This is a genomic window from Candidatus Skiveiella danica (assembly GCF_022705245.1).
Lineage (GTDB): Bacteria > Pseudomonadota > Gammaproteobacteria > Burkholderiales > Burkholderiaceae_C > Skiveiella > Skiveiella danica.
The window spans coordinates 104,419-114,608 of sequence record NZ_JAKJEW010000012.1 but is presented as its reverse complement, the minus strand read 5'-3'; the positions used below and the strand labels follow the sequence as shown (position 1 = coordinate 114,608).

The 10,190-nt window shown below is 66.5% G+C and carries 12 protein-coding genes; 3 read left to right on the top strand and 9 right to left on the bottom strand.

The features are described 5' to 3' along the window. The 6 genes from ACMUOY_RS09090 to ACMUOY_RS09065 form a co-directional block, all read right to left on the bottom strand. Window positions 1-363, bottom strand: a 363-nt coding sequence (locus ACMUOY_RS09090; protein ID WP_413892390.1) for a hypothetical protein, incomplete at its 3' end; no start/stop codon positions are given. A gap of 233 nt (window positions 364-596) precedes the next feature. Next, window positions 597-1,763, bottom strand: coding sequence for a D-alanyl-D-alanine carboxypeptidase family protein (locus tag ACMUOY_RS09085; protein WP_413892389.1), 1,167 nt, complete (start codon window positions 1,761-1,763; stop codon window positions 597-599). Window positions 1,764-1,840: 77 nt separating this feature from the next. Further along, entirely contained in the window at window positions 1,841-2,482 is a 642-nt protein-coding gene (locus ACMUOY_RS09080) for an alpha/beta hydrolase (RefSeq protein WP_413892388.1), read from the bottom strand. An 88-nt stretch (window positions 2,483-2,570) separates the two neighbouring features. Then, entirely contained in the window at window positions 2,571-2,912 is a 342-nt protein-coding gene (locus ACMUOY_RS09075) for a (2Fe-2S) ferredoxin domain-containing protein (protein ID WP_413892387.1), read from the bottom strand. Between the two features lie 9 nt (window positions 2,913-2,921). After that, a complete protein-coding gene (locus ACMUOY_RS09070; protein ID WP_413892386.1) occupies window positions 2,922-4,016 on the bottom strand; it encodes a VanZ family protein in 1,095 nt (364 codons plus the stop codon). Between the two features lie 16 nt (window positions 4,017-4,032). Continuing rightward, complete coding sequence (locus ACMUOY_RS09065) at window positions 4,033-4,461, bottom strand: CopD family protein (RefSeq protein WP_413892385.1); 429 nt, start codon at window positions 4,459-4,461, stop codon at window positions 4,033-4,035. Between the two features lie 384 nt (window positions 4,462-4,845). Here ACMUOY_RS09065 and hemB point away from each other — a divergent pair, with 384 nt between their 5' ends. Both hemB and ACMUOY_RS09055 read left to right on the top strand, forming a co-directional pair. Further along, window positions 4,846-5,853 carry a porphobilinogen synthase gene (gene hemB / locus ACMUOY_RS09060; protein ID WP_413892384.1) on the top strand — a complete coding sequence of 336 codons (1,008 nt, stop codon included), beginning with the start codon at window positions 4,846-4,848 and terminating at the stop codon, window positions 5,851-5,853. Between the two features lie 84 nt (window positions 5,854-5,937). Beyond that, the gene (locus ACMUOY_RS09055) at window positions 5,938-7,080 is read left to right on the top strand and encodes a magnesium transporter CorA family protein (RefSeq protein WP_413892383.1); all 1,143 of its coding nucleotides are present in this window, start codon (window positions 5,938-5,940) and stop codon (window positions 7,078-7,080) included. Between the two features lie 68 nt (window positions 7,081-7,148). On the opposite strand, the gene ACMUOY_RS09050 is transcribed toward ACMUOY_RS09055, so the two are convergent. Continuing rightward, window positions 7,149-7,463, bottom strand: coding sequence for a DUF4148 domain-containing protein (locus ACMUOY_RS09050; RefSeq protein WP_413892382.1), 315 nt, complete (start codon window positions 7,461-7,463; stop codon window positions 7,149-7,151). Between the two features lie 147 nt (window positions 7,464-7,610). Here ACMUOY_RS09050 and ACMUOY_RS09045 point away from each other — a divergent pair, with 147 nt between their 5' ends. Next, a complete protein-coding gene (locus ACMUOY_RS09045) occupies window positions 7,611-8,498 on the top strand; it encodes a LysR family transcriptional regulator (RefSeq protein ID WP_413892381.1) in 888 nt (295 codons plus the stop codon). A gap of 21 nt (window positions 8,499-8,519) precedes the next feature. Here the strand turns inward: ACMUOY_RS09045 and ACMUOY_RS09040 are convergent, their stop codons facing one another. Together ACMUOY_RS09040 and ACMUOY_RS09035 are read right to left on the bottom strand one after the other, a co-directional pair. Further along, window positions 8,520-9,194 carry a glutathione S-transferase family protein gene (locus ACMUOY_RS09040; RefSeq protein ID WP_413892380.1) on the bottom strand — a complete coding sequence of 225 codons (675 nt, stop codon included), beginning with the start codon at window positions 9,192-9,194 and terminating at the stop codon, window positions 8,520-8,522. A gap of 44 nt (window positions 9,195-9,238) precedes the next feature. After that, window positions 9,239-10,066 carry an amidohydrolase gene (locus ACMUOY_RS09035; protein ID WP_413892379.1) on the bottom strand — a complete coding sequence of 276 codons (828 nt, stop codon included), beginning with the start codon at window positions 10,064-10,066 and terminating at the stop codon, window positions 9,239-9,241. Window positions 10,067-10,190 lie beyond the last annotated feature (124 nt).

Below are 10,190 nucleotides of genomic sequence, written 5' to 3'. Positions count from 1 at the left end.
CGAAGTGGCCGTCAGGTTCTGAACACTAGCAGTAGTTGCAGTGAGCTGACTTGTGCTGACCATCGACGCCGTCATGTCACTGATCGACGCATCGGACGCAGTCACCGCCACAAACGTCCCCGACAGCGCAGTTGCAACGATCGAAGTCACCTGAAAACCAGCGATCGATCCAACTACCTGCGCCTGCACCTCCGGCGCCGCCACCATCAAGCCCGCCCCCACCGCCAGCGAGGCCACCACCGGCACCGCTGTCGGCAAGCCGACTGGCAACGTCATCACAAATCCCGCCCCGACCAGCAGTGATGCCAGCACCTGGCTGATTTTCTTGTTGACCGGACGTTGTGTTGTTGTGATGCGCGCCATGACGTTCCCTTTCAGTGTTCAACCCGCCCCGATTCTGCAAACCAGCGGTTACAGCGTCGTGACAAAAAAATACAGACCCACCTACAAACGTGCAACTTATTACAGATTTTTACGGGTCGGGATGGCGAGGTTATCACAGCCGTTCGGGCTGTGCAAAGGTTATTTTCTCGATTGAGAAATATCAATCCACCGGCCGCCGAGCCAAGCCCGGCGCGGAGTTGCTACTCACGGGCTTATTTGATCCACAACCGCACCGCATCCCAGGCGCGACCCAGCACGCCGGCCTGCTCGACGCCCTCAAGCGCGACCAGCGGCACGTCCAGCAACGGCTGGCCGGCCAAGGCGACTTTCAGCGTGCCCACGGCCTGCCCCTTGGTGAACGGCGCCACCAGGGGGTCGGGGCGTTGCACCTGGGTCTTGACCTGGGCCGCGCTGCCGGCGGGCACCGCCACGACGATGGCTTCGGGCCGGCCGATCGCCAGCGTGGGCGATTTGCCCTTCCAGACCGGCGGCGTGGCCACGGCTTGGCCGGCGTCGAACAGCTTGACCGCCTCGAACGCGGTATAGCCCCAGTTCAGCAGCTTCTGGGATTCGTTGGCGCGCGCGTTTTCGCTGGCCGCACCCAGCACCACCGACAGCAGACGACGGCTACCTACATTCGGGAAGTCGCGCTTGGCGGTGGCCACAAGGCAATAGCCGGCGGCCTCGGTATGGCCGGTTTTCAGGCCGTCCACTGTCGGGTCACGGAACAGCAGGCTGTTCCGGTTGTTGTCATTGGCGGCCGGTGTGCCGGGGTAGCGGTATTTCTTGACCGCGTAGTAGCCCACGTACTCGGGAAAGTCGCGCATCAGCCGGGTCGCCAGCACGCTCAGGTCGCGCGCGGTGGTGGTGTGGCCGGCTTCGGTCAGACCCTCGGGGTTCTTGAAGGTGGTGGCGTTCAGGCCCAGCGCCTTGGCCTGGGTGTTCATGAGCTGCACGAAGCGCTCGACGCTGCCGCCCACGCCCTCCGCCAGTGCCACCGTGGCGTCGTTGCCGGACTGCACGATCATGCCTTTGACCAGGTCTTCCACCGGCACCTGCATCTTGGGGTCGATGAACATGCGCGAGCCGGGCATTTTCCAGGCGCGCTCGCTGACAGGCAGGGTCTGCTTGAGGTCGATCTTCCTGGACTTCAGCGCGTCGAACACCAGGTAGGCGGTCATCAGCTTGGTCAGCGAGGCGGGCTCCACCGGGCTGTCGATGTCCTTGGCCGCCAGGATCTGGTTGGCCGTGACGTCCAGCAACAGATAGGCGCGCGCGGCGATTTCAGGCGGCTGCGGCGCCTGGGCGGTAGCGGCGAATGCGGCCAGACACAGGGGCACGGCCACCAGGCGGCGCAGGGCATTGAGGATTTTTTTCATGGGGCAAGGGCAATCAGAACAGGGGAATGGGGCGGATCACCGGCGCCGCAGCGCGGACAACATCCGGCCAGGTGGCTTCAGGTGTGCAGGTGGCGGACCACCAGGTGCTTCAAAAGCGTCAATTGTCCGTGAAAGAAGTGCTCCACCCCGGGGATGACTGTGACGGGCAGCATCTGCGGCCGCGCCCAGTCCATCACCGCGGCCAGCGGCACGGTGTCGTCTTGCTCGCCGTGCACCACCAAGGTGCGATCATGGGCCTCGGGTGGCAGGGGTGCTACGTCAAAGCGCGACGCCGCGGTGCCGACCAGCACGATCTTTTCCAGCGGGCGCTGCGGCCACAGCGACGCCACCGCCTGGCAGGTGGTGAACGCGCCGAATGAAAACCCGCCCAGCGCCAGCGGCACGCCGGCCGGCGCCACCTGGTCCACCACGGCCAGCAAGTCGGCTGCCTCGCCCACACCGTGGCCGTGTACGCCTTGGCTGGCGCCCACACCCCGGAAGTTGAAGCGCACCGCCGCAAAGCCGCATTGCACGAAGGCCCGTGCCAGCGTCTGGACGACTTTGTTGTTCATGGTGCCGCCATACAGCGGGTGGGGATGAGCGATGACGGCCACGCCGCGAACCGACGCGCCTTGCGGGGCGTGCAGCGGCTCGTCGCGCAGGGCCTCGATAGCGCCGGCAGGACCGTTCAGGCGCAGTCGCTGGGTCTGGATGTTCACGAATCGGTATTGAATTGATAGCTGACAATGACCCGGCGACGCTGGGTTGGTGCCAAAAAAGCTGAAAACTATTGAAAAACCCGGTTTTTCAACGCCCCAGATGCGCCGGGGTGAGCAGACGCTCGACCACCTGGCCGTTCTTCAGGTGCGATTCGACGATCTCGTCGATGTCGCTCAGGTCGACATAGGTGTACCAGACGGCCTCGGGGTACACCACGGCCACGGGCCCGGCGGCGCAGCGGTCCAGGCAGCCGGCCTTGTTCACCCGCACCGCGCCCGGCCCGGCCAGCCCGGCCGCCTTGACCTGGGCCTTGCAGCGGTCGAACCCCGCCTGCGCATTGTGCGTGGCGCAGCAGGCTTCGCCGTTGCTGCGCTGGTTCAGGCAGAAGAAGATGTGGCGCTGGTAATAAGAAGAGGGGGTATCGCTCATGGGGGGATTCTAGTTTTCCGCATCCCGCCCCGACAGCCGCAGCAGCACATAGACCAGCGCCGCGTAGGGCCAGAGCCAGCCCAACCACTGCGCCAGCCCATGGAAACGGATGAAGCGGCCCTGCTCCCATACCTGCAGGGTTTGCGCGAAATAGGCGCCGATTGGCGCGTTGTTCAGCAGGCTCAGGTGCAGCACCAGGGCCAGCAGCGTCAACGCGGCGCAGGCCCGACGGGGCACGGCCACCAGCAGCAGCGCCACCACCAACGCGGTTCCGAGGCCGAACTGCACCGGCAGGGTCAGCCACGCCCAGGCGTGGGACGGCCCATAGCTCAGCGCGGCCGAAAGCGCCGAGACGCCCACCCCGACACCGATGGCGGACACCGCCAGCGCCACGCGCCGGCCGGCCGAGCGGGCGATGGAGTACGCCAGCAGGCACGGAATCAGCGCACCCAGCATCACGCACAGCAGTTCCGCGCCGGGCAACAACGGCTCCAGCTCGAAATCGCGCACCGGCACCCATTGCAGGAAAGGCGTTTCAGCCAGCCAGGCGGCCAGTGCGTCCTCGGCCCGCTCCAGCACCTGCCCCAGTCCCAGCGGCACCGAGGCCGGAAACAGCAGTGCCACCGGCCACAGGGCCAGCAGCACCAGCGCGCCGCGTGAATGGGCGGCAAACCAGCGCTCCCGAAAGCGGCTCCAGCGCGCGATGGCGCCCGCCTTTTCCAGCGCGAAGGCCATCAGCGCGCCCAGCCAGGCGCCGGCGAGGTTCAGCAAGAGGTCCACGTTGGAGGCCACGCGCATCGGCAGGTAGGTTTGCAGGGACTCCATGACCAGCGACAGCAGGCCGCCGCCCAGCGCGGCCAGCAGCACAGCGGGCAGGCGCGGGCTGGTGCGCAGGGCACTCAGTGCCAGCAGGAAGCCCAGCGGCCCGTAGCCGAGCAGATTGGCGGCGACGTCAAAGCCGGTCCAGTAGCGAGGCACGGGCGCTGCGAGGAAGGTCCAGGGCGCGATGCCAACAGGGCGCCAGCCGTCGAACGGGTACAGGCTGGCATAGATGACCAGCGCCGCGTAGATCAGCGCCAGGGGCCAGGCTGCGGTCTTGTGCATCGCCGCCGGACCGGCCTCAGAAGGGCTTGACCACCACCAGCACGACGGCCGCCAGCAGCATCAGCACCGGCGCCTCGTTGAACCAGCGGTACCAGACGTGGCCGTGCTGGTTGCCGTAGGTGGTGAATTTGCGCAGCAGACGGCCGCAGGCATGGTGGTAGCCCAGCACCAGCAGCACCACGAACAGCTTGGCGTGCATCCAGCCATTGCCCGGCCCCCAGCCGATGCCATAACCGATCCACAGCCACAGGCCCAGCCCCAAGGCGGGCACGGCCAGCAGCGTGGTGAAGCGCATCAGCTTGCGGGCCATGAGCAGCAGCCGCTCGTGCTCCGCCACCGACTCCGGCGCCACCATGGCCAGGTTCACGAAGATGCGCGGCAGGTAGAACAGGCCGGCGAACCAGCTGGCGACGAAGACGATGTGAAGGGCTTTGATCCAGAGCATCGCCAAAGTGTAGCCCCCATGGGTGCTCTCGCGCCTGCGGACGCACCGGCGGCGCTGACGCAGCCCCCAGGCGAGTCTGCCCGACGCAGGGCAAAAAAAACCCCAGCACGTGGCTGGGGTGGTAAGCCTTTTTGCTGTCACACATCAAGGCCCCGCTCAGGGAGGAAAAGCGGGGGACGGCGAACCGCCCGAGGGGAATGTATCAAATTGCGACAGCCGGTTCAAGGACTTGTCTCGGAATTTTCCGATCCCCAACCAACACCTAGGGAAAACCCGGAACAAGTCCTGTCACTGGTGCGCCAGACCGGCCCCGCGCACCCCCGGCCGGGCAGCCCCGCGGCGGAAATCGCCGGCGCTGCAGCGAAATCAGGCACAATTTTCCGCATGACCCTGCACGCCCCCTACCCCCAAGGCCGCCCCCGCCGCCTGCGCCGCGACGAATTCACCCGCAACCTGGTGCGCGAGCATGCGGTCAGCGTCAACGACCTGATCTACCCGGTGTTCGTGCTGGAGGGCGGCAACCGCCGCGAGGCCGTGGCCTCGATGCCCGGCGTGGAGCGCCTGAGCCTGGACCTGCTGCTGCCGGTGGCCGAAGACTGCGTCAAGCTCGGCATCCCGGTGATGGCGCTGTTTCCGGTGATCAGCGCCTCGCTGAAAGACCCGGTCGGCAGCGAGGCCGCCAATCCCGACGGCCTGGTGCCCACGGTGGTGCGGGCGCTGAAGAAAGAATTTCCCGGCCTGGGCGTGATGACCGACGTGGCGCTGGACCCTTTCACCAGCCACGGCCAGGACGGCTTGCTCGATGACACCGGCTACATCCTGAACGACGAAACCGTCGAGGTGCTGGTGAAGCAGGCACTCACACAGGCCGAAGCCGGCGTGGACATGGTCGCGCCCAGCGACATGATGGATGGGCGCATCGGCGCCATCCGCCAGGCGCTGGAAGCCGCCGGCCTGATCCACACCCGCATCATGGCCTACAGCGCCAAGTACGCCAGCGCCTTCTACGGGCCGTTCCGCGACGCCGTGGGCTCGGCGGGCAACCTGGGCAAGAGCAACAAGAAGGTCTACCAGATGGACCCCGGCAACAGCGACGAGGCGCTGCGCGAGGTGGCCATGGACATCGCCGAGGGCGCCGACATGGTGATGGTCAAGCCCGGCATGCCCTATCTGGACATCGTGCGCCGCGTGAAGGACGAGTTCCGCGTGCCCACCTTCGCCTACCAGGTCAGCGGCGAGTACGCCATGCTGAAGGCCGCCGCGCAGAACGGCTGGCTGGACCACGACCTCGTGATGATGGAAAGCTTGCTCGCCTTCAAGCGCGCCGGCGCTGACGGCGTGCTGACCTACTTCGCCCGCGACGCCGCCCGGCACATCAAGAACAATAGCTAAAAATGACCATTCCACGCTGGGAACTGGCCATTTTTGTTGAAATTCCGGGCTGACCGGCTTTCAGGCGACCCCACAGGGCACCCCATGCGCATTTTCAGCATCAGCCCTTCCGGTGTGACGGAATCCGCCACGCTGCCCACGCAGACGCCGGATCAGGGCTATGTCTGGATCGCCTGCGCGCGCACTGAATTCGAGACGCTGCGGGAAGAGGTCCAGGCCACGCTGCAGGCCCTGACCGGAACCACGCTGGTCGATCTGCACATCTCCGATCTGCTGAACCAGCAGCTGCCCTCACGTTTCGACTACACCTCGATGTACGACCTGCTGGTCTTCCGCCGGCTGAGCAGCAGCGACGGAGAACCAGCGCCCGCGCCGGCTCCGACCGGCGAGCCCCCGCTGGTGCCCCGCAGGCGCGGCGGTCCGCCGGTGCTGCGGCGCATTGACACCAGCCCGATCGGTTTCGCCGTATTCGACCAGGTGCTGCTGACGGTGCACCCACCCGACTGCGCCGCGCGCGATGCCTACGCCACGCGACTGCTCGCGGCGGCCAGCGCCTCGGCCGAGACGCGGGCCGCCAACGTCGACCCCCGTCTGGGCGGCGCCCGGCTTCCCGCCAGCCCGTCGGACCTGATGCTGCGCATCGTCAACCAGATCGTCGACGGCTACCTGGCGCTGCGTCGCGACCTGTCGCGCCAGCTCGACCACTGGCAGGCCGAACTGCTGGACCCTCGCACGCGCTTCTCCAACTGGTCGGCCCTTCTTGAGGCCCGCATGGCGCTGCACCAGCTCGACGACATCTGCGAGGACCAACGCACCGCCGTGCTGGACTGGACCGAAGCCGTCAAGGGCTGGCCCGTGCCCGACAACGCCGATGCGCGGCACGAGCACGAACTGCTGATGGTGCGCAGCCGCGACGTGCTGGAGCACATTGAACGCGTGGTACGCCACGTAACCCGGCTGGAACACAACGCTGAGACCGCCGTGCAGATGCACTTCTCGGCACAGGGCAACCGCACCAACAACATCATGCGCACCCTTACCGCGCTCACTGCGATCTTCCTGCCCCTGAACCTGATCACCGGCTTCTTCGGCATGAACTTCGAGACCTTCCCCTTCATCCACAGCAGCAATGGACTGTGGTGGACGCTCGGCGCCATGGTCTGCATCGCCGCGACGATGGGCCTGCTGTTCTGGCGCAAGCGTTACCTGGCGCGCACCGGGCGCTGAAAGCGGAAGGCACCCACAAAAAAGCCCGGCGGCGCCGGGCTTTTTTGTCACGCATGACCCGTGAAGGATCACATCATTGTGGCTTCGCCGCGGTGTGCATCCCCCGAGCGAGCGCGCTCGACAGCTTGGGCGTGAACCGTGGAACGGTCCACTGTCGAGGCCATCGGCGGCAAGACATCAGAGCCCGCCGGATGGAAATTGCGGGTGGATGACACTGTCGACGCTTCGGCCTGCACTTCGGCGCGGGTGCGCTGGCTGGTGACCTGCGCGGCAAACTGGGAACCGTCGGCCTCATCGGCCTGCGCCATGGAAGCGAAAGCTGCAAGGGCGGTCAGGACGGCAACAGCGAAAAACTTGGATGATTTCATGATGGTTTCTTTCAAAAGTAAAAACAGGCTCTATCTGTGAAAGGCGCCGGTGCCTTTCCCTCTCAGGCTTGCAGGGCTGCTTGCCTGTGAGAAGCAGATCGGTCCGGCCGGGCCCTTTAAAACAGGTCACAAACGCACCACAGCGTTGCCGCAACGGAAACAATGGACACCCTTGAACTGATACGAACTTTCCGTGAAGTCGCGCAACGCGGCAGTTTCTCGGCGGCGGCGCGCACGCTGGACCTGTCCCGGCCCAACGTCAGCAAATACGTGGCCGAGCTGGAAACCCGCGTGGGCGTGCGTCTGCTCAACCGCACCACCCGCAACGTGAGCCTGACCGACGCCGGCAGCCTGCTGCTGGAGCGCAGCACGCCGCTGATGGAAATGATCGACCTCACCCGCGCCGAGCTGCAAGGCCGCGCCCTGGTGCCCAGCGGGCGCCTGCGGCTGACCGCCCCGCACGGCCTGGCTCAGACCGGGCTGCCGGGGCTGCTGGGCGAGTTCATGCGCGAATACCCGGCGGTCACCCTGAGCCTGCACCTGGACAACCGGGTCACCGACATGGTCGACGAAGGCATCGACATCGCGCTGCGCGTGGGCCGCATCGGCGACGACAACCTGATCGTGCGAAAACTGCAGGCCGTGCCCTTCGTGGTGGCGGCGTCACCCGGGTATTGGGCCGAACGCGGCCTGCCCGGCCACCCCGACGATCTGGCCGGCCACTACGCGTTGACCTATTCCGTGCTCGGCCCGAATCCCGAATGGCGTTTTGAAGTGGGCGGCGAACCCCTGTCAGTGCCCGTGAGCAGCCGCATGGATGCCAGCGATGCCGCGCCGCTGGTCAGCGTGGCGCTGCAGGGGCTGGGCATGGTCTGGCTGCCGCGCCTGCTGCTGCAGCCGCACATCGACAGCGGCGCGCTGCAGCCGGTGCTGCAGGACTTCTCGCCGCGCGACGTGTGGCTGTACGCCGCCTACGTGCAGCGGCGCCACAACAGCGCCGCACTCAAGGCCCTGCTGGCGTTCCTGGAGACGCGCTGGCGTAATGCGTGATCCGGCCGCCGCGCGCAACGGTCAGACGAAGGGCGGCGCCAGCTGCTCGGCCGCCAGCACGCGTTGCACCGCCGGGCGGGCCAGCATGCGCTGAAGGTATGGGCCCAGGTGCGCCCGCCCACGCGCCGGCACCGAGGCGAAGTTGCGCGTCCAGCGGCACAAGGTGAAGACGTACGGGTCCAGCGCGCTGTAGGCGGCGCCCATGAACCAGACCTGGCCGTGGCGGGCCAGTTCGCCATCGAGCTGGTCCAGCAGGCCGGCGATCTTCGCTTCGGCCGCCGCCTTGACCTCGGCCGCACCGGCCGCGTTTCCCTGCGCGACCCAGCGCTCCGGGTAGAAATAGACGATCAGCGTGGCCTGCAGCGTGTTGGTCAGCCACATCAGCCATTTGTAGAAATGCGCCCGCTCTGCGCTGCCCACCGGCGGCGCCAGCCCTGCCCCAAGGTGCGTGTCGCACAGGTGCAGCACGATGGCTGCCGTCTCATACAGCACCAGCGGCGCGCCCGCCCCGCCCGCCATGCCGTCCTGCACCAGCACCGCGATCAGGCCGTTGGGGTTGAGCTTCAGGTACTCCGGCGACTTGTGCGCATTGACCGCCCGGTCCACCAGCACGCGCTGGTAAGGCACTGCGAGTTCTTCGAGCACGATGTGCGGCACCATGCTGGCCGTGCTGGGGTAGTAGTGGAGGTGAAGCATGGTTGATGAAGGTTGATCTCTCGAGAAAAGCCGCGACGGGCCGCTCATTTCACCCCGAACAGCCCCGCGCCGTTGTCCCAGGCCACCTTCTTCGCCACGTCGGGCGGCAGGTCGCCCAGCCAGGTGCGATAGCCCTTCATGGTGTCTTCGTAGTACATCCAGCGCTGGTTGACCCAGGTGTCGGAGCCGACCATGAAGCGCCCCGGGTACTTGAGCATCAGCGCGCGCCACTCGGGGCAGAGCTTGCCGCTTTCGCAGGTCAGCCCCGGCCGGTAGGAGAGCTCGCCCATCAGGCCCGGGTATTTCGCCAGCAGCGCGTCCACCCGCTCCACCGGCGCGCCGCCGATGCCGGTATGGGCCCAGATCAGGCGCGCTTTCTGCCCTTTGGAGGGGGTGGATGCCATCAGCAGGTCGATCGCCGTGTCGTCCACATGGGCCAGCACCACCAGTTGTTTCTCCTCTGCCAGCGCCATCAGCTTTTTCGCGACCGGGCCATTCGCGTTGGCACTGTCGTAGAGGTGGAATTCACCAATGCCGCGGTACGGCCCGGCGGGCGTGCCGCGTGCCAGCTCGGACTGGACCATTTCGTAGATGGTCTCGTCGCGGAACCAGCTGTCGTAGTCGGCGCGGTTGCGGTACAGGCGGATGAAGGGCACGACGGTCACGCCGGCGGCGCGGGTCTCGGCACGCGCCTCGGCCAGCGCACGGGTACCGTCGTTGGGCCGTGAGTTGGCCACGATGGCCTTGACGCCGCTGCGCTGCATGCGCGAGAGCACATCCGCCAGCGGATGCGGGCCGGAGCGGCCGTTCCAGGCTTCCTCGTTGTAGTGCAGGTGCGCGTCGAACAGCGGGCCGGTGTAGTCGGCGGCCATGGCCGTCGCACCGGAAGCTACAAAAAAAATAGCTGCCAACGACCGTCCGACGCTGGGATACCGCCAAAAAGGCTTAAAAAATTCAGTGAAATGCATGATCCGGCCTTTCAACAAATCAAACCCG

Excerpts from the sequence above, each read along its gene's own strand:
- ACMUOY_RS09085 (WP_413892389.1), bottom strand. The coding sequence starts at position 1,763 with ATGAAAAAAATCCTCAATGCCCTGCGCCGCCTGGTGGCCGTGCCCCTG.
- ACMUOY_RS09075 (WP_413892387.1), bottom strand. The coding sequence starts at position 2,912 with ATGAGCGATACCCCCTCTTCTTATTACCAGCGCCACATCTTCTTCTGC.
- ACMUOY_RS09070 (WP_413892386.1), bottom strand. The coding sequence starts at position 4,016 with ATGCACAAGACCGCAGCCTGGCCCCTGGCGCTGATCTACGCGGCGCTG.
- ACMUOY_RS09065 (WP_413892385.1), bottom strand. The coding sequence starts at position 4,461 with ATGCTCTGGATCAAAGCCCTTCACATCGTCTTCGTCGCCAGCTGGTTC.
- hemB (WP_413892384.1), top strand. The coding sequence starts at position 4,846 with ATGACCCTGCACGCCCCCTACCCCCAAGGCCGCCCCCGCCGCCTGCGC.
- ACMUOY_RS09055 (WP_413892383.1), top strand. The coding sequence starts at position 5,938 with ATGCGCATTTTCAGCATCAGCCCTTCCGGTGTGACGGAATCCGCCACG.
- ACMUOY_RS09045 (WP_413892381.1), top strand. The coding sequence starts at position 7,611 with ATGGACACCCTTGAACTGATACGAACTTTCCGTGAAGTCGCGCAACGC.
- ACMUOY_RS09040 (WP_413892380.1), bottom strand. The coding sequence starts at position 9,194 with ATGCTTCACCTCCACTACTACCCCAGCACGGCCAGCATGGTGCCGCAC.
- ACMUOY_RS09035 (WP_413892379.1), bottom strand. The coding sequence starts at position 10,066 with ATGGCCGCCGACTACACCGGCCCGCTGTTCGACGCGCACCTGCACTAC.